Source organism: Streptomyces sp. NEAU-174, from assembly GCF_052665095.1.
Map to the genome: position 1 here is coordinate 584,359 of NZ_JBQTCE010000001.1, position 23,395 is coordinate 607,753.

The 23,395-nt window shown below is 70.2% G+C and carries 24 protein-coding genes, 2 tRNA genes and 1 other RNA gene; 12 read left to right on the forward strand and 15 right to left on the reverse strand.

Annotation, left to right across the window (positions count from 1 at the left end; translation table 11 throughout):
* Positions 1 to 56: 56 nt before the first annotated feature.
* A complete protein-coding gene (locus ACT2CW_RS02395; protein ID WP_138914942.1) occupies positions 57 to 527 on the reverse strand; it encodes a GatB/YqeY domain-containing protein in 471 nt (156 codons plus the stop codon).
* 77 nt (positions 528 to 604) lie between these two features.
* Between ACT2CW_RS02395 and ACT2CW_RS02400 the strand changes: the two genes are divergently transcribed.
* Together ACT2CW_RS02400 and ACT2CW_RS02405 are read left to right on the forward strand one after the other, a co-directional pair.
* Positions 605 to 1,534, forward strand: a complete 930-nt coding sequence (locus tag ACT2CW_RS02400; protein ID WP_445515323.1) for a metallophosphoesterase — start codon at positions 605 to 607, stop codon at positions 1,532 to 1,534.
* A gap of 106 nt (positions 1,535 to 1,640) precedes the next feature.
* Positions 1,641 to 1,714: transfer RNA gene (locus ACT2CW_RS02405), tRNA-Pro, on the forward strand.
* Between the two features lie 320 nt (positions 1,715 to 2,034).
* Here the strand turns inward: ACT2CW_RS02405 and ACT2CW_RS02410 are convergent.
* Complete coding sequence (locus ACT2CW_RS02410) at positions 2,035 to 2,439, reverse strand: MazG nucleotide pyrophosphohydrolase domain-containing protein (RefSeq protein WP_138914941.1); 405 nt, start codon at positions 2,437 to 2,439, stop codon at positions 2,035 to 2,037.
* A 176-nt stretch (positions 2,440 to 2,615) separates the two neighbouring features.
* Between ACT2CW_RS02410 and ACT2CW_RS02415 the strand changes: the two genes are divergently transcribed.
* The 5 genes from ACT2CW_RS02415 to ACT2CW_RS02435 all read left to right on the forward strand — a co-directional run bounded on the left by ACT2CW_RS02415 (position 2,616) and on the right by ACT2CW_RS02435 (position 5,816).
* The gene (locus tag ACT2CW_RS02415) at positions 2,616 to 3,038 is read left to right on the forward strand and encodes a TOBE domain-containing protein (RefSeq protein WP_164427182.1); all 423 of its coding nucleotides are present in this window, start codon (positions 2,616 to 2,618) and stop codon (positions 3,036 to 3,038) included.
* Positions 3,039 to 3,219: 181 nt separating this feature from the next.
* Positions 3,220 to 3,795, forward strand: coding sequence for a TerD family protein (locus tag ACT2CW_RS02420; RefSeq protein ID WP_182467659.1), 576 nt, complete (start codon positions 3,220 to 3,222; stop codon positions 3,793 to 3,795).
* 113 nt (positions 3,796 to 3,908) lie between these two features.
* Complete coding sequence (locus ACT2CW_RS02425) at positions 3,909 to 4,718, forward strand: hypothetical protein (protein ID WP_445515324.1); 810 nt, start codon at positions 3,909 to 3,911, stop codon at positions 4,716 to 4,718.
* The gene (locus ACT2CW_RS02430) at positions 4,715 to 5,320 is read left to right on the forward strand and encodes a TerD family protein (RefSeq protein ID WP_445515325.1); all 606 of its coding nucleotides are present in this window, start codon (positions 4,715 to 4,717) and stop codon (positions 5,318 to 5,320) included. Before ACT2CW_RS02425 ends, ACT2CW_RS02430 begins: the two co-directional genes overlap by 4 nt.
* A 58-nt stretch (positions 5,321 to 5,378) precedes the next feature.
* A complete protein-coding gene (locus tag ACT2CW_RS02435; RefSeq protein ID WP_445515326.1) occupies positions 5,379 to 5,816 on the forward strand; it encodes a DnaJ family domain-containing protein in 438 nt (145 codons plus the stop codon).
* Between the two features lie 68 nt (positions 5,817 to 5,884).
* Here ACT2CW_RS02435 and ACT2CW_RS02440 read toward each other — a convergent pair whose 3' ends face one another.
* Together ACT2CW_RS02440 and ACT2CW_RS02445 are read right to left on the reverse strand one after the other, a co-directional pair.
* Positions 5,885 to 6,271 (reverse strand): VOC family protein, encoded by a 387-nt coding sequence (locus ACT2CW_RS02440; RefSeq protein WP_044573040.1) that lies wholly within the window; start codon positions 6,269 to 6,271, stop codon positions 5,885 to 5,887.
* 185 nt (positions 6,272 to 6,456) lie between these two features.
* The gene (locus tag ACT2CW_RS02445) at positions 6,457 to 7,239 is read right to left on the reverse strand and encodes a VOC family protein (protein WP_182467655.1); all 783 of its coding nucleotides are present in this window, start codon (positions 7,237 to 7,239) and stop codon (positions 6,457 to 6,459) included.
* Positions 7,240 to 7,590: 351 nt separating this feature from the next.
* Between ACT2CW_RS02445 and ACT2CW_RS02450 the strand changes: the two genes are divergently transcribed.
* Positions 7,591 to 8,868, forward strand: coding sequence for a cytochrome P450 (locus ACT2CW_RS02450; protein WP_445515327.1), 1,278 nt, complete (start codon positions 7,591 to 7,593; stop codon positions 8,866 to 8,868).
* Positions 8,869 to 9,037: 169 nt separating this feature from the next.
* On the opposite strand, the gene ACT2CW_RS02455 is transcribed toward ACT2CW_RS02450, so the two are convergent.
* Positions 9,038 to 9,412: a nuclear transport factor 2 family protein gene (locus ACT2CW_RS02455; protein WP_037956918.1), complete on the reverse strand. Its 375-nt coding sequence runs from the start codon at positions 9,410 to 9,412 to the stop codon at positions 9,038 to 9,040.
* A gap of 107 nt (positions 9,413 to 9,519) precedes the next feature.
* Between ACT2CW_RS02455 and ACT2CW_RS02460 the strand changes: the two genes are divergently transcribed.
* A complete protein-coding gene (locus ACT2CW_RS02460) occupies positions 9,520 to 11,376 on the forward strand; it encodes a S9 family peptidase (RefSeq protein WP_445515328.1) in 1,857 nt (618 codons plus the stop codon).
* On the opposite strand, the gene ACT2CW_RS02465 is transcribed toward ACT2CW_RS02460, so the two are convergent.
* From ACT2CW_RS02465 to ffs, 10 genes are all read right to left on the reverse strand, one after another.
* Positions 11,282 to 12,214, reverse strand: a complete 933-nt coding sequence (locus ACT2CW_RS02465; RefSeq protein ID WP_445515329.1) for an SURF1 family protein — start codon at positions 12,212 to 12,214, stop codon at positions 11,282 to 11,284. The genes ACT2CW_RS02460 and ACT2CW_RS02465 overlap by 95 nt on opposite strands.
* Before the next feature lie 124 nt (positions 12,215 to 12,338).
* Complete coding sequence (locus tag ACT2CW_RS02470; RefSeq protein WP_445515330.1) at positions 12,339 to 13,490, reverse strand: DUF4232 domain-containing protein; 1,152 nt, start codon at positions 13,488 to 13,490, stop codon at positions 12,339 to 12,341.
* A 101-nt stretch (positions 13,491 to 13,591) separates the two neighbouring features.
* On the reverse strand, positions 13,592 to 14,167 hold the full coding sequence (locus tag ACT2CW_RS02475; protein WP_037956857.1) for a SigE family RNA polymerase sigma factor: 576 nt from the start codon (positions 14,165 to 14,167) through the stop codon (positions 13,592 to 13,594).
* 458 nt (positions 14,168 to 14,625) lie between these two features.
* Positions 14,626 to 15,717 (reverse strand): aspartate-semialdehyde dehydrogenase, encoded by a 1,092-nt coding sequence (locus tag ACT2CW_RS02480; RefSeq protein WP_164427199.1) that lies wholly within the window; start codon positions 15,715 to 15,717, stop codon positions 14,626 to 14,628.
* Positions 15,714 to 16,994 carry an aspartate kinase gene (locus tag ACT2CW_RS02485; RefSeq protein WP_164427201.1) on the reverse strand — a complete coding sequence of 427 codons (1,281 nt, stop codon included), beginning with the start codon at positions 16,992 to 16,994 and terminating at the stop codon, positions 15,714 to 15,716. Before ACT2CW_RS02485 ends, ACT2CW_RS02480 begins: the two co-directional genes overlap by 4 nt.
* Positions 16,995 to 17,337: 343 nt before the next feature.
* Positions 17,338 to 18,003: a DUF5063 domain-containing protein gene (locus tag ACT2CW_RS02490; RefSeq protein WP_138914931.1), complete on the reverse strand. Its 666-nt coding sequence runs from the start codon at positions 18,001 to 18,003 to the stop codon at positions 17,338 to 17,340.
* A complete protein-coding gene (gene recR / locus ACT2CW_RS02495; RefSeq protein ID WP_020870189.1) occupies positions 17,996 to 18,595 on the reverse strand; it encodes a recombination mediator RecR in 600 nt (199 codons plus the stop codon). The genes ACT2CW_RS02490 and recR overlap by 8 nt, the downstream gene beginning before the upstream one ends.
* 207 nt (positions 18,596 to 18,802) lie before the next feature.
* Positions 18,803 to 19,138 carry a YbaB/EbfC family nucleoid-associated protein gene (locus tag ACT2CW_RS02500; protein ID WP_020870188.1) on the reverse strand — a complete coding sequence of 112 codons (336 nt, stop codon included), beginning with the start codon at positions 19,136 to 19,138 and terminating at the stop codon, positions 18,803 to 18,805.
* Between the two features lie 129 nt (positions 19,139 to 19,267).
* Complete coding sequence (locus tag ACT2CW_RS02505; RefSeq protein WP_445515331.1) at positions 19,268 to 21,916, reverse strand: DNA polymerase III subunit gamma and tau; 2,649 nt, start codon at positions 21,914 to 21,916, stop codon at positions 19,268 to 19,270.
* An 85-nt stretch (positions 21,917 to 22,001) separates the two neighbouring features.
* Positions 22,002 to 22,098, reverse strand: an RNA gene (gene ffs / locus ACT2CW_RS02510) — signal recognition particle sRNA small type.
* 73 nt (positions 22,099 to 22,171) lie between these two features.
* Between ffs and ACT2CW_RS02515 the strand changes: the two genes are divergently transcribed.
* The 3 genes from ACT2CW_RS02515 (at position 22,172) to ACT2CW_RS02525 (ending at position 23,353) form a co-directional block, all read left to right on the forward strand.
* Positions 22,172 to 22,256: transfer RNA gene (locus tag ACT2CW_RS02515), tRNA-Ser, on the forward strand.
* A gap of 148 nt (positions 22,257 to 22,404) precedes the next feature.
* Positions 22,405 to 22,608 (forward strand): hypothetical protein, encoded by a 204-nt coding sequence (locus tag ACT2CW_RS02520; RefSeq protein ID WP_445515332.1) that lies wholly within the window; start codon positions 22,405 to 22,407, stop codon positions 22,606 to 22,608.
* A 70-nt stretch (positions 22,609 to 22,678) separates the two neighbouring features.
* Entirely contained in the window at positions 22,679 to 23,353 is a 675-nt protein-coding gene (locus tag ACT2CW_RS02525) for a hypothetical protein (RefSeq protein WP_445515333.1), read from the forward strand.
* The last annotated feature ends 42 nt before the right edge of the window (positions 23,354 to 23,395 follow it).

Below are 23,395 nucleotides of genomic sequence, written 5' to 3' on the forward strand. Positions count from 1 at the left end.
GCGCGCACTGCACATGACTCATAACACAACGCGACGACGTACCCTCCGAGCGGGGACTACCCGCCCGCGAGCTGCCGCTTCACCGCGGCGGCGACCCGGCCGCCCTCCGCCCGCCCGGCGATCTTCGGGTTCACGATCTTCATCACGGCGCCCATGGCCCGCGGCCCCTCCGCGCCGCCCGCCGCGGCCTCCCGGACCGCATCGGCCACCAGGGCGTTCAGCTCGTCGTCCGTAAGGGGCTTCGGCAGATACTCGGCGAGCACCTCGCCCTCCGCCTTCTCCCGCTCGGCCTGCGCGGCGCGTCCGCCCTTCTCGAACGCCTCGGCGGCCTCCCGGCGCTTCTTGGCCTCCCGCGCGACGATCTTCTCCACCTCGGCGTCGGACAGCTCACGTGCGCTCTCGCCCGCGACCTCTTCCTTGGTGATCGCGGTGATGGTGAGCCGGAGAGTCGAGGAGCGCAGCTCGTCGCGCGCCTTGATCGCCGCGGTGAGATCGTCCTGAAGCCTGGACTTGAGCGTGGTGGTCATGGCGTCGAGTGTGCCAGCACTGGCCGGGAATCACCCGAAGATTTCTCCCCCCGCGGCGTTCTGCGACCATGGACGGCATGCGCGCGCGATACGGAGTACCCCTGGGAATCACGGCGGTCGGGGCGGCCGGCCTCGCCTACGCCGCCTGCTTCGAAGTCCGGTCCTTCAGGCTCCGGCGGATCACCGTTCCGGTGCTCCCGCGGGGGATGCGCCCCCTGCGCGTCCTGCAAGTCTCCGACATCCACATGGTGAGCGGACAGCGCAAGAAGCAGCGCTGGCTCCAGTCCCTGGCCGGGCTGCGCCCCGACTTCGTGGTGAACACGGGGGACAACCTCTCGGACCCGGAGGGCGTGCCGGAGGTCCTGGACGCGCTGGGCCCGCTGATGGAGTTCCCCGGTGCGTATGTCTTCGGCTCGAACGACTACTACGGCCCGAAGCCGCGCAACCCCGCCCGCTACCTGCTGGAGAAGGCCAGCGGTAAGCACGGCCTGAACGGCAATCCCCCGATCGTCGGCGCCATCCACAACCCGTGGACGGAGCTCCGCGACGCCTTCGACGCGGCCGGCTGGGTCGGCCTTTCGAACACCCGCGGCCGGCTGAAGCTGGAGGACGTCGAGATCGCCCTCACCGGCCTCGACGACCCCCACATCAAGCGCGACCGCTACGCCGAGGTGGCGGGCGGCCCCGAGTCCGGCGCCGACCTCTCCCTGGCCGTGGTCCACGCCCCGTATCTGCGCGTCCTCGACGCCTTCACCGCGGACCGCTACCCCCTGATCCTCGCGGGCCACACCCACGGCGGCCAGCTGTGCATCCCCTTCTACGGCGCCCTGGTCACCAACTGCGACCTGGACGCCCGCCGGGTGAAGGGCCTCTCCGAGCACCAGGCCGGCGGCCACACCTCCTACCTCCACGTCTCCGCAGGCTGCGGCACCAACCGCTACACCCCGGTCCGCTTCGCCTGCCCTCCGGAAGCCACCCTGCTCACCCTCACCCCCCAGACCCCCTGACCCACCCCCCACCCACCGGGACCACCCCGACCGCCCCGACCTGCGGGACCTCCAAAACCGGATTTCGTCTCTGGCCACAGGTCCGCTAAAGTAGAGCTCGTTGCTTCGGGGTGTAGCGCAGCTTGGCAGCGCGCTTCGTTCGGGACGAAGAGGTCGTGGGTTCAAATCCCGCCACCCCGACTGAAGGAACACAGGTCAGGGGCCTGATCCGCGAAAGCGGGTCGGGCCCCTGACTCGTTTCCGGGGGCCATCTTGGGGGCCGACTCCAGTGGTGGGGCAGCCGCCTCGCGCCGTGGCGCACCTCACTCGCCACGTGTGCTCGGCGGCTTCAACAGGTTCAGGCACTGGCAGCGCTATTCGACCATCCGGACGACTACGGCCACGACCTCACGCCCACTCAATGCGCGTCCATGGGGCCCCAGTTGGAAGCAATCATCGACCGGCGGCAGCACGAAGGCAGCGATCCCGTTCTCCAACGGCACATGGATGACGCCCGCCGACTATTCGGCCGCGTCGGTCCAGCCCTGGCGGCGGAGGACGGACGGGATGTCGGGGGCCTGGTAGTGGGTGCCCTTGAGGACCTTGCCGTCGGCTCGGAGGGTGGGGCGGCCGTCAGGGCCGAGTTTGGTCATATTGGCCCGGTGGATCTCGGCGATCACCTCGTCGAGGTCGATGCCGTGGACCAGGGCCGTGCCGTAGGCGACGTAGACGACGTCGGCCAGTTCGTGGGCGAGGTGGTCGAGGGTGCCGTGGGCGCTCGCCTCGGCCACTTCGGCGCACTCCTCGGCCAGGAGGTCCTGGCGGTGGGCGGCGAGTTCCGGTGAGACCTCGGTGGGGGTCTTGCGGGCGTCAAGGCCGAAGGCCAGGTGGAATTCGCGGACGAGGTCGGCGGGAGAGCGGCGCATTCGTCCGATCGTACGTGGAGGGGTGCGGTGGCTGGGTGCGGGTCAGGGGGTTGCGGGGCGCCGCTCAGCCCTGTGCGGCGTATGGGGCCGTCGTGCGTCGGCGCGCGGATCCTTGGACGGATGCCTAGGGTGAGGCGTATCAGGCCCTTGACCTCCGCCTCCGGGGTGGTGCATCCATGAGTCTCAGCATCCGCAATCAGCTTCCCGCCACCGTCGTCTCCGTGACGCCCGGCGAGGCCATGGCAACGATCCAGGGGCGGCTGTCCGGGGGGCAGATGGTGACGGCCGCCGTGACCATGAGTGCCGTGAAGGAGCTCGGGATCGGGGAGGGCTCCGAGGTGACGGCGCTGGCCAAGGCCACCGAGGTGGCGCTGGCCACCGGGGAGGTCTCGGGGCTGAGCATCCGCAATCGCTTCCCGGGCACCGTCAGCCGCCTCACCCTCGGGGCCGCCATGGCCACCGTCGTCATCGACATCGGCGGCGGCCAGGAGCTCACGGCCGCCATCACCCAGGACGCGGCGGCGGAGCTGGGGCTCGCCGAGGGCAGCCGGGTCACCGCTCTGATCAAGTCGACCGAGGTGTCGCTCGCCACCGCGTAGGCCTATGGGTGGTGGGTGATGGGTGGGTCCTGTCTCGCCTTCGTCCTTCCTGCCTCGCCTTCGTCCTGCCCCGCCTCCGCCTCGTTCCGCCCAGATCTCGCCAACCCCTCCGTCCCTGCCCTACCAACTTCTACAGTGCTGTAGATTTTGACTCCGGTCCACCGAGCACGAGGAGAAGATCGTGGGAGTTTCCCTGTCCAAAGGCGGCAATGTCTCGCTGAGCAAGGAGGCGCCGGGCCTGACCGCCGTCCTCGTCGGCCTGGGCTGGGACGTGCGGACGACGACCGGCGCCGACTACGACCTCGACGCGAGCGCGCTGCTGTGCGACGAGGCCGGGAAGGTCGCGTCCGACCGGCACTTCGTCTTCTACAACAACCTCACCAGCCCCGACGGCTCCGTGGAGCACACCGGTGACAACCTCACCGGTGAGGGCGAGGGCGACGACGAGGCCATCAAGGTCAATCTGGCCGCCGTGCCCGCCGAGGTCGCCAGGATCGTCTTCCCCGTCTCCATCCACGACGCGGAGAGCCGCAGCCAGAACTTCGGACAGGTCCGGAACGCCTTCATCCGGGTGGTCAACCAGGCCGACAACGTCGAACTCGCCCGCTACGACCTGAGCGAGGACGCCGCGACCGAGACGGCGATGGTCTTCGGCGAGCTCTACCGCAACGGCGCGGAGTGGAAGTTCCGCGCGGTCGGCCAGGGGTACGCCTCGGGGCTCGCGGGCATCGCCTCCGACTTCGGCGTCAACCTCTGACCGGCGCCCTCCTGCGGCCGCCGGGCCCGGCCTTCCCCCTGAGACGGTGAGGCGGTGAGTCGGGCCCGGCGGCGGGTTCATTTCAACTCATCGAGCTTCGAGGAAGCGCGGACATGACCGCCCCACCCGGCTTACAGGCCGAGGACAGACCCGACTTCGAGCGGGCGCTGCACCAGGCGCTGCGTACGGCGGAGATCCGTGCGGCCCTGCGGCGCAACGGGGCCACCGGGGACGCGGACATCCAACGGCTGCGCTCCCAAGCGCTCGTGGCGAGCAAGCTGATCGCGACGGCTGCCGCCCCCGAATACGCCGCATACCTCCGGCAACGCGCCGCCGCCGCGGCGACGACCGCGTCCACCGCGTCCACCGCGCCCGCTGCATCTGTCCGATCCGGCTCACCCACCCCCGCGGCAGGCGTCCGTGGACTGCTGCCGGTGCTCGCCGTCCTCACCCCCGCTCTGGCCGGCGCCTCGACCGCGGCCTTTCTGCTCCTCGGCGGGCTGCTGGGGCTCCTCGACTCCCAACGCGAGCTGGCCGACGCGCTGTTGACCGCCGGGCTGACCAGCGCGACGATCGCGGCGTTCACTCTGGTGGTGGGGGCGGCCTGCCTGCTCGTCACCGCCGTACGCCACCGAACCCCGGCCCCCGACCCGCGCCCGCGTCCACGTCCGCGCTCACGTCCACGTCCACGTCCTCATGGGCGTCTACGTCTTCACCGGCATCCACCCACGCGCCCGCCCCACCTCGGGCACCGGGTTGACGCGGCCGTCGCCACGGCCCGCGACGCCTGGCTGAGGGCCCTTCTTCACCGCGGCATCCTGCCGTTTCTGCGCGACCGGCTGGAGAGGTCGCACAGCCCGTCCCGGACGAGTCGAGTCCAGTCGGAAGAGTCGAGTCAGAAGAGCGAGAGAGGAACCACATGACGGTAAACCTGGCCAAGGGCCAGCGGATCAGCCTGAGCAAGTCCGACGGGGGTGAGCTCACCGCGGTGCGCATGGGCCTGGGCTGGCAGGCCGCGCCGCGCAAGGGTTTCCTCGCCCGGCTGACCGCCAAGGAGATCGACCTGGACGCCTCGGCCGTGCTCTTCGCCGGGCGCAAAGCCGTCGACGTCGTGTTCTTCCAGCATCTGACGAGCGACGACGGATCCGTACGGCACACCGGCGACAACCTCGTCGGCGGCGCGGGCCAGGGCGGCGACGACGAATCGATCCTGATCGATCTACAGCGTGTTCCGGTCCATGTCGATCAGATCCTGTTCACGGTGAACTCCTTCTCCGGACAGACTTTCGCCGAGGTGCAGAACGCCTTCTGCCGTCTGGTCGACGAGACCAATGGCCAGGAGCTGGCCCGCTACACCCTGAGCGGCGGCGGTCCGTACACGGCTCAGATCATGGCCAAGGTCCACCGCGCGGGTGGGGCGGGCGGGGGCGGCGCGGGCGGCGCCTGGCAGATGTCGGCGATCGGCGCGCCCGCCACCGGGCGGACGTTCCAGGATCTGCTGCCGGTCCTCGCCTCCCACCTCTGACCTCCCATTCCCATACGGCCTGTGGCGCGTTTCGCGCCGCCCGAGGGAGAATCTGAGGGTGACCGAGCGAAAGCCACCGGGTATCAGTTTCGAAACGTGGGCCGACCGACAGATCCGTGAGGCCGAGGAACGCGGCGCGTTCGCCAATCTTCAGGGGAAGGGAAAACCCCTCCCCCATCTCGACCGGCCCTATGACGATCTGTGGTGGGTCAAGGAGAAGATGGCCCGCGAGAATCTGTCGTTTCTGCCGCCGACACTCGTACTGCGAAAAGAGGCGGAGGACGCGCTCGCCGCCGTGGAAAAGGCGCCGTCGGAGCGAATGGTGCGGGAGATCCTCTCCGAGGTCAATGACAAGATCCGTGAGGCGATCCGGCGGCCCCCGCCCGGCCCACCGCTCAATCTCGCGCCCTTCGACGTCGACGAGGCCGTACGGGCGTGGCGGGAGCGCAGGGAGCGCCGGGACCGCGAGCAAGAAGAGCAGGCAGGGGACGACTGAGCCGGTTGAGTCGGTGCTGAGCCGGTGGACCGGGGCGTACGGCGCCCCGGTCCACCCGCGGTGCCGGACTACTCCTCGTTGCCGTACGGGCGAGTGATGATCTCCATGCCATGACCGGCCGGGTCCATGAAGTACAGCCCGCGCCCGCCGTGATGGTGGTTGATCTCGCCCGGCTGCTTCAGATGGGGATCGGCGTAGTACGTGACCCCTTGCTCCCGGATCCGCCCGAAGGCCGCGTCGAACTCCTCGTCCGAGATGAGGAACGCGTAATGCTGCATGACGATCGACTCGCCGGGAATGGTGGCGAAGTCCAGGGTGACACCGTTACTGGTCTCCACCGGAACGAACGGGCCCCATTCTTCTCCCACCTCGAGGCCGAGAATATTCGCCAGGAATTCCGCGGATTCGTGGTTGTCCAGAGAATGGACGATCGTGTGATTCAACTCGACAGACACTGTGGAATGCCTCCGTAAGGCAATCTCACGGGCACCTCCATGCCTCACCCAGTCGGTGACCGACACGCGATGCCGTACTTCCGATCGTAGGCGCCGACGCCTACGGCCGTCGAGGGCCCACAGCCCCCTCAACTACAGGCACAGAGGGCCCCAGCCCCCTCCCCCTCCTCAGCTACGCCCCCTCCTCAGCTACGACCGTCACCGCCAGGATCCCCGTCCGCGGGTCCCTTCCGCACGGCCGCCACGCTGAAGATCCCGCCCTCCGGGTCGCGCAGCGTCGCGATGCGCCCATAGGGGGTGTCGGCCGGCAGGGAGATGACGCCGCCGCCGAGCTCCGCGGCGCGTTCGGCGACCTCGTCGACGTCCTTCACGCAGAAGTAGACCCGCCAGCGGGGCCGGACATTCGGGTCAGGGGCGGCCTCGATGGCGCCGCCGCGCAGCCCCGCGACCGCCTTACCGTCGATATGGAGGACCACCCGGTCGTGCTCGAAGCGGACGTCGCAGCGCTCCCGCCCCTGGGTGTCCCAGCCGAAGGCCTGACCGTAGAAGAGCGCCGCCTCAAAGGCGTCACGGGTGCGCAGCTCCAGCCATACGGGAGCGCCCGGTCTGCGCTCGCCCCACCAGGCGGAGGTCAGATCGCCCTCCCAGATGCCGAAGTTGGCCCCGTCCGGGTCGGCCGCCCAGGCCACCCGGCCGCTGCCGAACTCCAGCGGCCCGACCGCGACCGTGCCGCCGCGCTCCTGGACGCGGGAGGCCACCTCGTCCGCGCTGTCCGCCGCGAAGTACGTGGTCCAGGTGACCGGCAGGTTCACCCCTGCCGACGGCGACGAGGCGCCGATGCCGACGGTCGGTACGCCGCCCTCGGTGTACGCGATGGTGTAACGGCCGTGACCCTGCCGGGTGGGGCGGAAGCCCCAGCCGAAGAGCTCTCCGTAGAAGTGGTGCGCGCGGTCCAGATCCGCTGCCATCAGACTCACCCAGCAGGGCGCGCCCTGGACAGCACGGAACCTCTCCCGCAAGGCCGCTCACCTCACTCATATCCCTGGGGACGCCACAGACGTCCCGCAGGCAGCCGTCACCGCTCGGGCTTCACGCCCGATATCTACACCTTCCTCCGATTTTGCGGTCGGCGCCACCTTGGTGCCCACCGGCGCGTTGATGCCCGCTCGCGCGTCCTCCGGAGTGCCCGCCCGCACCCACGGGCGTGCTCTCCGAAGTGCCCGCGCGGGGAGGGCGCACACGCCGTTGTGGCGCATCACACCGGGGCGCGTCCGGCATCGGAGCATGGCCGTCCGGGCATGGCAGGGCAGTATTGCGCCATGTCGAATCTCCGCTCAAACATCGTCGCCTGGCTGGGCCGCAAGTACTTTTCGAGAATCCAGAAGAACGGCTTCGACTTGTCCAAGATGTCGTTCCTCCCGGACGCCACACTGGCACCGCTGAGGCGCGACGGCCTCGACCCCATCGCCGATCTGTCCCGAACCAGGGCAAAGGAACCCATCAGCAAGATATGGCTGCCTTTCGGAATCAATGCCTGGCTTGTCACCGGATATGACGAGACCAAGGCGGTGCTCGGAAAGGCGAAGGGCTTCAGCTCCGATTTCACCAACCTCGCGGAACGGAACATCGGCGTCGCCCCGCAGCAGAATCCGGGAGGCCTCGGTTTCAGCGATCCACCGACGCATACGAGACTGCGACGCCTGCTGACGCCCGAATTCACCATGCGGCGGCTCAGCAGGCTCACCCCGCGCATCCACTCCATCGTGGAGGAGCGCCTCGACGAGATGGCCGCGGCCGAGGGCCCGGTGGATCTCGTACAGGCGTTCGCGCTCCCCATTCCCGCCCTGGTCATCTGCGAACTGCTGGGTGTGCCGTACGAGGACCGCGACGACTTCCAGCGCCACAGCACGGCGCGGTTCGACCTCTTCGACGGGGCGAACGCCTCCCTCGGCGCGATGTCGGACTCGCTCTCCTATCTGCACGGGATCGTGCGGAAGCAGCGTGAGACGCCCGGCGACGGGCTGCTCGGCATGCTGGTGAAGGAGCACGGCGACGAGCTCGACGACCATGAGCTGGCCGGGCTCGCCGACGGGGTGCTGACCGGCGGTCTGGAGACGACGGCGAGCATGCTGGCGCTCGGCACGCTGGTGCTGCTCCAGGCCCCCGAGCAGTTCGCCGCGATACGCGACCAGGACGATGTCGTGGATCCGTTCGTGGAGGAGCTGCTGCGCTATCTCACCGTGGTGCAGGTGGCCTTCCCGCGGTTCGCCCGCGAGGACATGGAGATCGCGGGCACCCGAATATCCGCCGGTGATCTGGTGCTGTGCTCACTGAGCGGGGCCAACCGGGACGAGAAGCTGGGCCCGGACATGGAGCGGGTCGATCCGCACCGGCAGGCCCCCTCTCACCTGGCCTTCGGGTACGGCATCCACCGCTGCATCGGCGCCGAGCTGGCCAAGATGGAACTCCGGGCCGCCTACCCCGCGCTCATACGGCGGTTCCCGGAGATGCGGCTCGCGGTACCGGCGGAGAAGCTCTCGTTCCGCAAGCTCTCCATCGTCTACGGCGTGGAGGAGCTGCCGGTGCTGCTGAAGTAGCCGAGCCCGGGGAGGGGGCGGGGTGAAAGGGAGGGGGCGGGGGCCGGAGGGGCAGGGGCCCGGAGGGGCGGGAGGGTATCGGGCATCGGACATCCGATACCGGGAGGGTGTTCAGATACCGGGAGGGCATTCCGGGACCGGGAGGGTGTTCCGGAGACCGGGAGGGTGTTCAGAAGCGCTCGACCAAGTGCTCGCGCTCACGCGGGGGCTCGTACGACGCCGGCCAGAAGTCGGTGATGGTCTGGATCCGGCCGTCCGCGGCGGCGGTGAAGAAGCTGATCGCCTGCGTCTCCTCCTCGTCCACGCTGAAACTGACCCAGGAGACCGCCTGATCGCCGTCGGTGATGACGCGCTCGACCTCCAGGCTCCACTCGCCCACGTGCTCCGCGTTGAAGCGGACCACGCCGTCCCGGCCGAGCACCCGCTCGCGGGTCTGCGGCAGCTCGTAGCGGACGTCGTCGGCGAGGGTGGCGCCGAACGCCCGCCAGTCCCTGGCCTGGGCCGTTGCCCAGTACGTCTCCACCGTCGCGCCTATGTCGGCCATCAGCTCCCCCTCGGTGTGCGGCCTGGCGTCCATCCCGCCGGGAACGTTATCCACAGGCGCGGGGCGACGCCAGCGCGCATGTCGGGGTGCGGCGCAGAATGGTGGGCATGACTGAGAGCACGGAGTCCATGCCGGACTGGGAAAAGCGCTTCCGGGCGCCGCGAGTGGGGCTGCCCGAATGGGCGGAAGACGCCCCGGACCACTCGCTGTTCGTCTCGAACGCCACGGGTACGTACGAGCTGTACGCATGGGACCGGGCCACCGGTGCCCAGCGGCAGGTGACGGACCGGCCGAACGGGACGACCGACGGGGTGCTGTCGCCGGACGGCCGGTGGATCTGGTGGTTCTCGGACACCGACGGCGATGAGTTCGGGGTGTGGCTGCGCCAGCCGTTCAGCCGCGGCGAGGGTGACGAGGGTGCCGAGCGCCCGGCCGACGAGCCCGCGACCCCGGGTCTGGAGCCCTCCTACCCCGCGGGGCTCGCGCTGGGCCGGGACGGCACGGCGGTCGTCGGGCGGTCCACCGACGAGGACGGCTCGACCATCCATGTGCTGCGGCCGGGCGGTGAGCCCGAGGAGATCTACCGGCACCGCGAGTCCGCCGGTGTGGGCGATCTCTCCCATGACGGGACGCTGATCGCGATCGAGCACACCGAGCACGGCGACGCGATGCACTCGGCGATCCGGGTCCTGCGGCCGGACGGGACGGCCGTCGCGGAGCTGGACGACACCAAGGGCGGCACGGAGGAGCTGGGCCTGTCCGTAATGGGCTTCGCGCCCGTCGAGGGCGACACGCGGCTGCTGGTCGGGCATCAGCGGCGCGGCCGGTGGGAGCCCATGGTGTGGGATCCGACGACCGGTGTGGAGACGGCGCTGGCGATCGACCTGCCCGGCGACGTGGGGGCGGACTGGTTCCCGGACGGATCGGCGCTGCTGGTCGAGCACAGCCATCAGGCCCGCAGCGAGCTGTGGCGGTACGACCTCGCCTCGGGCGAGCTGACCCGCCTGGAGACCCCGCCGGGCACGATCTCGGGCGCCACGGCACGGCCGGACGGCACGGTGGAGTTCCTGTGGTCGTCGGCCGAGAAGCCGCCCCAGGTGCGGTCCACGAGCGGGCGTACGGTGCTTGACCCGCCCGGTTTCATCGCCCCGGAGTCGGTGCCGGTCACCGACGTCTGGGTGGACGGCCCCGGCGGGCGGGTGCACGCGCTGGTGCAGAAGCCCGCAGGCGAGGGCCCCTTCCCGACGGTCTTCGACATCCACGGCGGGCCGACCTGGCATGACAGCGACGCCTTCGCGGCGGGTCCCGCGGCCTGGGTGGACCACGGCTTCGCCGTCGTGCGGGTCAACTACCGCGGCTCCACCGGCTATGGGCGGGCGTGGACGGACGCGCTCAAGCACCGGGTCGGGCTGATCGAGCTGGAGGACATCGCGGCCGTGCGGGAGTGGGCGGTGGACTCCGGGCTCGCCGACCCCGAGCGGCTGGTGCTGGCCGGCGGCTCCTGGGGCGGCTATCTGACGCTGCTGGGGCTCGGGACGCAGCCGGCGTCCTGGGCGCTGGGTCTGGCCGCGGTCCCGGTCGCGGACTATGTGACGGCCTACCACGACGAGATGGAGGCCCTGAAGGCGATGGACCGCACCCTGCTGGGCGGCACCCCGGAGGAGGTGCCGGAGCGGTTCGAGGCGTCGTCCCCGCTGACCTATGTGGAGGAGGTGCGGGCGCCGGTCTACATCTCGGCGGGGGTGAACGACCCGCGCTGCCCCATACGGCAGATCGACAACTATGTGGAGCGGCTCGAGCGGCGCGGCACCCCGCATGAGGTCTACCGCTATGACGCGGGCCACGGCTCGCTGGTCGTCGAGGAGCGGATCAAGCAGTTGCGCTTGGAGATCGAGTTCGCTCGGCGTCATCTGGGGTCGGGTCCGCACCCGGCGCCGTCGGAGCCGTCGGCTCGGGTGGCGTGATGCCGAGGGCCAGATCGCGGGCCGTCTCGGCCTCGCGGCGGAACAGCCGGAACCACATGAAGACCACGAAGCCCGCGAAGACGAACCACTCACCGGTGTAGCCCAGGTTCTGGAACGCCTTGATGTCGAGCCCGGTGCCCTCCGCCGCCGTGGGGGGCACCGGCTTCAGGGCCCCGGGAGCCTCGGCGGAGGTGACCCAGGCGTCGTACACCTGGTACGGCACCAGGTTGACCAGGGAGGCGGCGCTGATCATGCCCAGCTGACCCCGGGGGAGGCCGCCGCTCGCGCTCACCCCGTCGCCGCCCTGGTGCTCGGACGCCTGGAGCGCACCGGTGACGGTCACCTCGCCGGAAGGGGGTGCGGGCACCTTGGCGGTGGCCGCCGGATCGTCGGCGTCGCCGGGGAGCCAGCCACGGACGACGGGCAGCGCCTTGGCCCCGTCCTCGGCCCCGGCCTTGCCCTCGCCGCTGCCTCCGTCCTTGCCCCCGCCCCTGCCTCCGACCTTGTCCTCATCCACGCGCAGCAGAGTCAGTACATAGAAGCCGTCGCGATCGTCCAGCCGCCGGTCGGGCACGAGGAGTTGATGTGCGGTGTCGTATCGGCCGGCGGCGGTGGCCCGCTCCCCGGAGGTCTTCGCGGTGACCGGCAGCAGCTCGCCCAGCGGACGGGCCGCGGCCTTCCGCTCGGCGGACGCCTCGTCCTGCTGCTGGTTGTGCGTATTGACACGCGTCTCGAAGCGGCTGAGCTGCCAGCTGCCCATGAAGAGACAGACCGGGATCGCCAGCAGGGTGAACACGTTGATCACCCACCAGCGGGGTGTCAGCAGAAACCGATACACACCCCCACGGTACGGGCTTCGCGTCGCGGCCCCGGCGGCGGGGCCGCCCCACGGAGCCCCGTGCCGCGCCCCCAGGATCCCGCCGGAGAGACACCACCGGGCTCCGGAGGGAGGGCAGCGGGCCCTAGGACGCCAGCAGACCGGTGCGGTAGATCGTTCCGGCGCAGGCGCCGCCGATCGACACGCTCGCCGAGGCCGGGTCGCCCGCCTCCGGTGTGTGGCTGACCAGGACGCTCGCGTCCTGCGGCTCACCGCCACCGCCGCCGCCACCTGGGGTGCCGCCCGGATCGCCCGTGCTGGGGTCGTCCTGCGGTCCGTCCTGGGCCGCGTCCGTGGTCGGGTCGGGGGTCGGGGTGCCGGTGGTGGAGCAGCCGCTGGTGCCGCCGCCCGACGCCGGGATCCAGGCGAACTTCACCTCGTACGCCTGGCCGGGCTTGAGGATGAGCGTGCCCGGCTGGGTGGAGGGGTCGGGCAGCCCCGCCGCCGCGTCCCCCGCCGTATGGTCCACGACCAGGATCCGCGAGGCGTCCGCGCCACCCTGGGCGCTCGCGCCCACCGAGCCGCTGCCCTCGACCGTGCAGGCTCGGTCCGAGATGTTCACGACGCGGAACGAGCCGTAGACCCGCCCCTCGGCGTCGGCCGCTCCGATCGATCCGGCGCCACCGCTGGTGAGCTGGGCGCGGCTGCACGTGGGGGAGGTGGCGTTCAGGGTGTTGGTGGGGTCGGGGACCGTACCGCCGGAGCCGGCCTGCTCGCCCTTCGGCGGCTTGTCCTTCTCCTTGTCCTTGCCCTTGTCGCCCTTGTGCTCCTCGACCGTGTCGGAGGGCCCGTCGGCGTCCTTGCCGCCGCTGCCCTCGCCGTGCGGGCCGCCGCCGGCCTCGGGGGTGCGGTGGCTGCTGGCGGCGTTGGCCGGGCGGTCGTTCGAGCCGTCGTTGGTGGTCGCGACGTGCACCAGCGCCGGTACGGCCGCGCAGCCCAGCACCAGCGCCGCCGCGGCCCCGACCAGGGCCTGGCGCCGCCGCGCACGGCGGGCGGGCACGGCGCGCCGCAGATGGTCGAGGGACTCGGGGGACGGTTCGAGCTCGTCGACGGCGCGGTGCAGCAGCCGCCGCAGCGCCTCCTCGTCCTCACCGCCGGGCTCGTCGTCGTCCAGCTGAATACGGAGGGGCGTCACCCGTCCAGGCTCGGACCCGTCGGGCTCCCCGTCCGCCGTGGGCTCTGCGGCCTCCGCGGTCTCAGGCGCCTCCGCGGCCTCCGTCGCCTCTACCGGCTCCATGGGCTCCGTGGTCTCCCTGGGCTCCCCTGGCTCCCTGGATTCCGGCTCATGGCCGTGCCGCCGGCCGGAATCCCCCCGGTCCGGCCTAGATGTGTTGTGGTTCATGCCGGAGCCTCCATGGCGACGCGGAGCGCCGCGATGCCGCGCGAACCGTACGCCTTGACCGAGCCGAGCGATATGCCCAGCGTCTCGGCCACCTGGGCCTCGGTCATATCGGCGAAGTAGCGCAGCACGAGAACCTCGCGCTGACGGCGCTGAAGTCCCCTCATCGCCTTGATCAGTTGATCGCGTTCTAGCTGTTCGTACGCCCCCTCCTCGGCACTGGCCATATCGGGCATCGGCTTGGAGAGCAGCTTCAGCCCGAGGATGCGCCGACGCAGCGCGGAGCGGGAGAGATTGACGACCGTCTGCCGCAGATAGGCGAGGGTCTTCTCGGGATCCCGGACTCTCTTGCGCGCCGAGTGCACACGGATGAACGCTTCTTGCACGACGTCCTCGCAGGAGGCGGTGTCGTCGAGAAGGAGCGCGGCGAGACCGAGCAGCGACCGGTAATGGGCGCGGTAGGTCTCGGTGAGGTGATCGACTGTGGTGCCCGCTGCCATCGCGTCGTCAGTGTCCTCGCGCCCTGTTGTGATGTGCGCGGGGCGGGCCGACGGCCATGGCGCGATCACCGGCATGCCACCTGGGGCACGCGGGGGGCGTACTGCCGCGCCGCCATGCCCTGGAACCGTTGCGATGCCGAATACCTCTGCCACGCCTGTTGGACACGCCGCCCCCTGTCAGGGTTGTACGCGTGAGGCATCGCTTTTGACGATGCGTTGAATGCCCCCATGCGCACCAACTCTTCCCCAATGCCCCAGTTATCCCAGCGCCCACTGCGGGGCGGCTGGAAAGACGCTCCCCGCCTACTGCCGGTTGCAGCGGGCGGGGAGCGAATATGTCGATCACATCAACGGCCCAGCTCAGCTGGTCCAGGCCAGTGACACGCACACAGGATATTCACATTCATCGGACGACGCACTGGTGAAACGTCACTTTAAGACGGTCGCTCACGTTACGCCGCCCCGGCCCCCTCCTACGACGGCCGGGCCCCCTCCTGGCCCAGTAGCGGGTTGACCCAGCAGCGGGCCCAAGATCACCGCGCGGCGGACCCGCCCGCCAGCTCGGCCGCGACGACCTCCGCGATCTGCGCGGTGTTCAGCGCCGCGCCCTTGCGCAGGTTGTCGCCGCAGACGAACAGCTCCAGCGCCCTCGGGTCGTCCAGCGACCGCCGCACCCGGCCGACCCAGGTGGGGTCGGTCCCCACGGCGTCGGCGGGCGTCGGGAACTCACCCTCCGCCGGGTTGTCGCACAGCACCACACCAGGGGCGCCCGCCAGGATCTCGTGCGCCGCCTCGACCGTCACCTCGTTCTCGAACCGCGCGTGCACGGCCAGCGAATGCGTGGTGATCACGGGCACCCGTACACAGGTCGCGGTGACCCTCAGCTCCGGCAGCCCCAGGATCTTGCGGGACTCGTTCCGCACCTTGAGCTCCTCGGAGGACCAGCCGTCCTCCTTGAGCGAACCGGCGAACGGCACCACATTGAGCGCCATCGGTGCCGGGAAGGGCCCGGTGTCGCCCACCGCCCGCCGTACGTCCCCCGGGTGGGTGCCCAGCTCCGTACCGGCGACCAGCGCGATCTGCTCGCGCAAGGCGTCGATGCCTTCCTTGCCCGCGCCGGAGACCGCCTGATACGAGGAGACGATCAGCTCGCTCAGCCCGAACTCGGCGTGCAGCGCGCCCATCGCGACGATCATCGACAGGGTGGTGCAGTTGGGGTTGGCGATGATGCCGCGCGGGCGGACCCGGGCCGCGTGCGCGTTCACCTCCGGCACCACCAGGGGGACATCGGGGTCCATCCGGAAGGCGCCGGAGTTGTCGACGGCCACCGCGCCCTTGCTCGCCGCGATGGGTGCCCACTGCGCCGAGACCTCGTCGGGGACGTCGAACATCGCGACGTCGACGCCCTCGAACGCCTCCTCGCTCAGTGCGACGACCTCGACCTGCTCACCCCGGACGGTCAGCTTCCGGCCGGCCGAGCGGGGCGAGGCGATCAGCCGGATCTCGCCCCAGATGTCGGCGCGCTCCGAGAGGATCGAGAGCATGACGGTGCCGACCGCGCCGGTGGCCCCGACGACCGCGAGGGTGGGCTTGTCGCCACCGCCGGCACCGCCATGGCCGGTCATCGTCCGGTCCCTCCGTAGACCACCGCTTCGTCGGTGTCGCTGTCCAGGCCGAAGGCGCTGTGCACGGCCACGACCGCGTCCTTCACATCGTCGGCGCGGGTCACGACCGAGATGCGGATCTCGGAGGTCGAGATCAGCTCGATGTTGACCCCGGAGTTCGACAGCGCCTCGAAGAAGGTCGCGGTGACCCCCGGGTTGGTGCGCATACCGGCACCGATCAGGGAGATCTTGGCGATCTGGTCGTCGTAGCGCAGCGAGTCGAAGCCGATCAGCGCCTTCGCCTTGGTCAGCGCCTCCATCGCCCGGTGACCGTCCGTCTTGGGCAGCGTGAAGGAGATGTCGGTCAGCCCGGTCGACGCGGCGGAGACGTTCTGCACCACCATGTCGATGTTGATCTCGGCGTCGGAGATGGTGCGGAAGATGGCCGCGGCCTCACCCGGCTTGTCCGGCACCCCGACGACCGTGACCTTGGCCTCGGACGTGTCGTGCGCGACTCCGGAGATGATCGCCTGTTCCATGCCTTCTTCTCCTTCTCCCGCCTCCGGCCGGTTGCGCACCCAGGTGCCCTGGTGACCGGAGAACGACGACCGTACGTGAATGGGGATGTTGTACCGGCGCGCGTACTCCACACAGCGCAGGTGCAGCACCTTGGAGCCGCTCGCGGCGAGCTCCAGCATGTCCTCGTACGGGATCTCGTTGATCTTGCGAGCCTTCTTCACCACGCGCGGATCGGCGGTGAACACGCCGTCCACGTCGGTGTAGATCTCGCACACCTCGGCGTCCAGGGCCGCGGCCAGCGCGACCGCGGTGGTGTCGGAACCGCCCCGGCCGAGGGTGGTGATGTCCTTGCTCTCCTGGGACACGCCCTGGAAGCCCGCGACGATCGCGACCGCGCCGAGTTCCAGCGCGTCACGGATGCGGCCCGGCGTGACGTCGATGATCCGTGCTTTGTTGTGGACCGCGTCGGTGATGACTCCCGCCTGGCTGCCGGTGAACGACAGCGCCTCGTGACCGAGGTTTTTGATCGCCATCGCCAGCAAGGCCATGGAGATCCGCTCTCCCGCGGTCAGCAGCATGTCGAACTCGCGCCCAGTAGGAATCGGGGATACCTGCTCGGCGAGATCGATCAGCTCGTCCGTCGTGTCGCCCATCGCGGAGACCACGACGACCACCTGGTGGCCGTTCTTCTTGGCTTCCACAATTCGCTTGGCGACCCGCTTGATGCCTTCGGCATCGGCAACGGAGGAGCCTCCGTACTTCTGCACGACAAGGCCCACGTGCGCTCCTCGCAGCTCTCAATAATGCGGTCGGCTCAGTCTAACGAGCGGCCGGAATGCGCCCTCCCAATATCACATAGCGAGACGAATGCCTCGCAAAGTGATCAGGGGAGTACGAGGGGCATCACACGGCGCAACGTCCACGCGCTCGCGAGATCCCCGCGTCCCTCCCACCCGCTCAGCGACGAACCCTGCCCGCTTACCGCGGAAGCACACGGGAACGTAACCCAGCTCACAGGATCGGACGGCCTTGCGGGCCGTCCGGCGGGCCGCGTCGCGGGGCGTCTCGTCGCCAGCCCCGCGGCCGTCTCAAGCGCGGCCTCAGCGCGGTCTCAAGCGCTTCTCAGCGCGGTCCCGAGTGCAGCCCGAGTGGTCCTGCGATCTCCGCCGCCATGACCCGGCCGGCCTCCTCCGCAAGCTCCTCGTCACCGCCCGCGTTGCTGTCCGTGTCCAGGCCGTCCAGCTCGTCCAGCGGGCTGTCCAGCCGTACGTGCGCGACCAGCGACTGCAACGCGCGCAGGGCCGCCGAGGCGGTCGTCCCCCAGTTGGAGAGGTACGAGAACTGCCACCACCACAGCGCCTCGCTGATCCGGCCCTCGCGGTAGTGCGCCATTCCGTGCCGCAGATCGGTGATGATCCCGGCCAGGTCGTCGGAGATCCGGCAGGCCACGGGCTGGCTGCGCGGCACGTACGGGTCGAAGACCTCCGAGTAGATGTCCACCGGCTCCAGCAGCTGGGCGAAGCGCTCACGCAGCTCGTCGACGTCCGGCTCCGGTCCGACGTCCGGTTCGTACCGCTCGTCCGGGACGAAGTCCTCGTGCGCGCCGAGCCGACCGCCCGCGAGGAGCAGCTGCGACAGCTCGAGCAGCAGGAACGGCACAGCGCTGTCCGGCTCGTCCCCCTTGGCGACTTCGGTGACCGCGACAATGAAGCTCTCGATCTGGTCGGAGATCTGGACCGCGAAGTCGTCCGGGTCCGGGTGGGCGTCGTGCAGCGTTGCGTCAGACATCGAGAAGTCTTCTCCCTTCGAAGGCACGACCCAGCGTGACCTCGTCGGCGTACTCCAGGTCTCCACCGACAGGGAGGCCGCTGGCCAGGCGGGTGACCTTCAAACCCATGGGCTTGATCATGCGCGCGAGGTACGTGGCGGTGGCTTCGCCCTCCAGATTCGGATCGGTGGCCAGGATCAGCTCGGTGACCGTACCGTCCGCGAGCCGCGCCAGCAGCTCCCTGATCCGCAGATCGTCCGGGCCCACGCCCTCGATGGGGCTGATCGCCCCGCCGAGCACGTGATACCGGCCCCGGAACTCACGCGTCCGCTCGATCGCGACAACGTCCTTCGGCTCCTCGACCACGCAGATGATCGCGGGGTCGCGACGGGGGTCCTGGCAGACGCGGCACTGCTCGGCCTCGGCGACGTTCCCGCAGACCGCACAGAACCGCACCTTCTCTTTGACCTGCGTCAACGCTTGCGCGAGACGGCGGACGTCGGTGGGCTCGGCTTGCAGGATGTGGAAGGCGATCCGCTGCGCGCTCTTGGGACCGACGCCGGGCAGTCTGCCCAACTCGTCGATGAGGTCCTGGACCACGCCCTCGTACACGCCATCATCCAATCTCGCGCCGACGCGCGGTGGCCGTACTTCACATGAATATTCGGTTGCGCCGTGCCCTCACGGCCAGGGGGCATCACGCTCCTGCGGCCGGGCCCCGGGGCCCGGGCAGCCCGAGACCTCGGAGACCCCGGGGAACCCGAGACCTGGGGAACCCAGAGGCCCCGGAGAATCCGAAGACTCCGGAGAACCCGAAGGTCAGAACGGGAGCCCGGGCATACCGCCCAGCCCCTGGGCGAGCGGGCCGAGCTTCTGCTGCTGGAGCTCCTGCGCGGCGTGGTTGGCGTCCCGGACGGCCGCGACGACCAGATCCGCGAGGGTCTCCGTGTCCTCAGGATCCACGGCCTTGGGATCGATGACCAGGCCCTGCAACTCACCGGAACCGGTCACGGTCGCCTTCACCAGGCCACCGCCCGAGGAACCCTCCACGTGGGTACGGGCCAGTTCTTCCTGGGCCGCGGCGAGGTCCTGCTGCATCTTCTGAGCCTGTTGCAGCAGCTGCTGCATATTCGGCTGGCCACCACCGGGGATCACGGCTTCGCTCCTGGCGCTCGACAGTCGTTCTCTTCGATAGCCCGAGCCTACGTGCTCCCAGAGCGCCTTGCTCTACGCCGTACGGAGGAGACCCGGCGACGTGGAACGCGGGTGCGGGGCCCACGCCTCCTACTCGTTGACGATCTCCTCGATCACCGTGGCACCGAGCTCGCGGACGATCAGGTCGTGGCCGCTCAGCGCGGTGTCGTCCAGGTCCGGGTCGTCCTCGGCCGGCATGTCGTCCTCGATCGAGACCCGCGGTGGCGCGGGCTCCCGATACGGCGCCGCCTCGGGGGGCGGGCCCGCGTTCGCGGAGCCGGACGGTGCGGAGGACGCGGAGGGCGCGGCCGGGGGCGGGGAGGCGGGAGCGGCGGGCTGGGGCGCGGACTGGCGGGGCGGGGCGGACTGGCCACCGCCAAAGCCGCCGGAACCGCCGCCGAAGCCGCCGGGGCCGCCGCCGGAGCTGGGGCCGCTCCCGCCGCTGAAGCCGCCACCACCACCGGCACCGGCGCCGCCGTAGCCGCCGGGACCGCCCTGGGCACCGGGTCCCCCGTGCCCACCGGCGCCACCGAAACCGCCCGGACCACTTGGGCCGCCGCCCTGCTGTCCGGCGCCGCCCGAGGGGTCGACGATCGCCTCGATCCGCCACTGCACCCCTATGGCGTCCTGGAGCGCCTGCCGTAGGACGTCCTCGCTGCCGCCGCCCACAAAGCTGTCGCGCGCGCCCGCGTTGGAGAAGCCGAGCTGGAGGGTGGTGCCGTCGAAGCCGGACACCGTCGCGTTCTGGCTCAGCAGAATCCAGGTGAAGCGGCGGCGGTTCTTGACCGCCTCCAGGATGTCCGGCCACATCTGCCGCACCTGGACGGCGCCCTGCGCCATGCTCGGCGCGCCCGGCGCGGGTGCGGAGGGCCCCGGTCCGGCGGCGGGGGCAGAAGGCGCGCTCGGGGCGCTGGGGGCACTCGGGGTGGTCGGCGCGGAGGGCGCCGCGGGTGTCTGCGCGGAGGGACCGCCACCCTGCCCCGGCGCGGTGGCCGTGGGCCAGCCGCCGGGCTGCCGGGCGGGCGCCGCGGCGCCCTGTCCACCGCCATCAGCAGAACTGCCCGTACTGCCTGTACTGCCTGTACTGCCCGCACCGGAAGCCCCGGAGCCGGGCGCGGAGGCGGCAGGCCAGGCTCCGGGCCGCGATCCGCCGCCCTCGGCAGCCGGGGTCTGGGCACCGGTCTGGGCACCCGACGGCCATGCTCCGGGCCGCTGCCCGCCACCGCCCTCCGGGGGCGCGGCCGCAGCCGGGGCACCGCCCTGCTGTCCACTGTCCGCGGCACCCCCCGGCCCGCTGTCCGCGGCAGGGCGCGCCCCGGCAGGCCACCCACCAGGCGCCTCGCCACTTCCCGCGCTCTCCGGACCGCCTGGGGCCTGCCCCTGACCAGGCCCGCCCCCGGCCATGGCCGCACGCGCGGCGGCCGGACCGGACGGCCCACCGGCGGGGGGACCGACAGGAGCGTGCGCGTCGGGCCCAGGTACGTACCCCATGGCGGGCCCGGGCCCCCCAACGCCACCACCGCCGGCACCACCAACGCCACCACCACCGGCACCGGCTCCACCGCCCAGGCCGCCCGCGAGGGCCCCGCGCTCCAGCCGCTCCAGCCGCGACTGGACGGACCGCTCATCGTCGAAGGCGGCGGGCAGCAGCACCCGGGCGCAGATCAGCTCCAGCTGGAGCCGCGGCGAGGTGGCGCCGCGCATCTCCGTAAGACCCTCATTGACCAGGTCCGCCGCGCGGCTCAGCTCGGCGCCGCCGAAGACCGACGCCTGCGCCTGCATCCGCTCCACCACATCGGCCGGGGCGTCGATGAGCCCCTTCTCCGCCGCGTCCGGCACGGCGGCGAGGATCACCAGATCGCGCAGCCGCTCCAGCAGATCGGCGACGAAGCGCCGGGGGTCGTTGCCCCCCTCGATCACGCGGTTGACGACCTCGAAGGCCGCCGCCCCGTCGCTCGCCGCGAAGGCGTCCACGATCGAGTCCAGCAGCGAGCCGTCCGTATAACCGAGCAGCGAGGTCGCCATGGCGTACGTCACGCCGTCGTCGGCCGCGCCCGCGAGCAGCTGGTCCATCACCGACATCGAATCCCGCACGGACCCGGCCCCGGCCCGCACCACCAGCGGCAGCACCCCGTCCTCGACCGGAATCGCCTCGCGCCCGCAGACCTCCCCCAGATAGTCGCGGAGCGTCCCGGGCGGCACGAGCCGGAACGGATAGTGGTGCGTACGCGACCGGATCGTGCCGATGACCTTCTCCGGCTCGGTGGTCGCGAAGATGAACTTGAGGTGCTCCGGCGGCTCCTCGACCACCTTCAGCAGGGCGTTGAACCCCGCCGAGGTGACCATATGGGCCTCATCGATGATGTAGATCTTGTAGCGACTGGACGCGGGCCCGAAGAACGCCTTCTCCCTCAGCTCACGGGCGTCGTCCACACCACCGTGCGACGCGGCGTCGATCTCGATCACATCGATCGACCCCGGCCCGTTCCGCGCGAGGTCCTGGCACGACTGGCACTCGCCGCACGGCGCCGGGGTGGGACCCTTCTCACAGTTCAGACAGCGGGCCAGGATGCGCGCACTGGTCGTCTTGCCGCATCCGCGGGGGCCGCTGAAGAGATACGCGTGGTTGACCCGGTTGTTGCGCAGCGCCTGCTGCAACGGGCCAGTGACATGCTCCTGCCCGATGACCTCCGCGAAGGTCTCGGGGCGGTAGCGGCGGTACAGCGCGAGGGACGACACGCTTACGACGATATCGGGGACCACGGACAACGGGCCCCCACCCACATCCCCACACCCCCCGCGGCCCCCCGCAGCCCTCAGAGACGCAAGGGGCCCCTCACGCACCCGCCAGAGCTCACTTACCCTTGCTGCCTTCCGGCCCTGGGGGAGTTCGGTGAGATAGCGCCACGTGAGGGGCTGGCACCTACCCTAGCGGATAGACCCGGGTGGGAACGAGTTCGCAAGCACTCCCGATCGTCTTGTAGAGTCTCCAGCGGAGGATTCGCCTAGAGGCCTAGGGCGCACGCTTGGAAAGCGTGTTGGGGGCAACCCCTCACGAGTTCGAATCTCGTATCCTCCGCACCCGCCTGCGAGGGCAGCCGAAGGGCCCGGACCGATCACGGTCCGGGCCCTTCTTCGGTTGCGCCGTTGGCATCCGCATCGTCACCACCGAACATGCCACGGCCTCCCCGACGAGGTCCGAGCTGCCTCCACGAACCCAGCACGCAGTGGACGGCACCCTCAACGGCCTCCACTTCGTCGCCATCGACGGCCAAGGCGACCACCTGCCAGCGCTCGGCAACCGCCGCAGCCACAAGCTCATGCACGAGCAGTGCCTCAGCAAGCGCGACGCCACGGGAGTACAAGCCGTGGAGCATGTCGCGGCGTTCACCCAGGGCAGCAGTCGCCAGGCTGGCGTCCGCTGTGATTGACGCAGTCGGGCCGAGCGCCACCTGGCGAGTGCCGCTACTCATGCACCCGCATATTGCCGTGCCGCTAAACATGAAGTGGTCGATCATCCTGCTGGATCTACTTACTCCATATTTTGGGGGATGGTCGAAAGAGTTGACACGAACATGGCATTACGATGTCTCCGACATCAGGTCTGCGATGATTGAAGGCGCCCTGGCGGCAGGGTTTTCCCTGCCAAGTGGCATACCTTCCAAGAAACTCCTGGACACTATGATGACTCGCGCGTTCGCCGGCGCTCGTGGCCTGGTGGAAGCCGGAAGCCCGGAAACGTGTGCAGTAAGTGCAGAGTATGTGATCGCCGATGCCACGCATGAAGAAGATTCCACGCTGCGCGCATCCTCAATCATTGATGCCAGCACGGTGCGCGATCCCGACGCGAATGAGAGAATTCGCGGTGAGCGAACAGGATCCCTATTGCAACGAATGGGAGCCATGGGCCACGCCAAGATCCTTCATGACAAAATCCGCAGTGGCTGCCGTAATGAGGCAGGGTGGACGGGAAGAATCTCTACTATCGAGTCTCTGATCTCCTGCCACAACATATTGGCTTTGGCGAGGCGGCCAGTATTGTTGGCCTTTCAGGGTCGCAGGCATCAAAGAACTCCGCGCCGAAGCGGCTTCGGTCCGCGCTCCCGTGACGCGACGCCCTGGCCCACCGGCTGCTCGAGGCCTCCGAGCGCGCCGGAACCCGACCCTCAGCCGTAGCACCACGAGAGGACGATCGCGTAGAGGCACCCGCACCCCCCA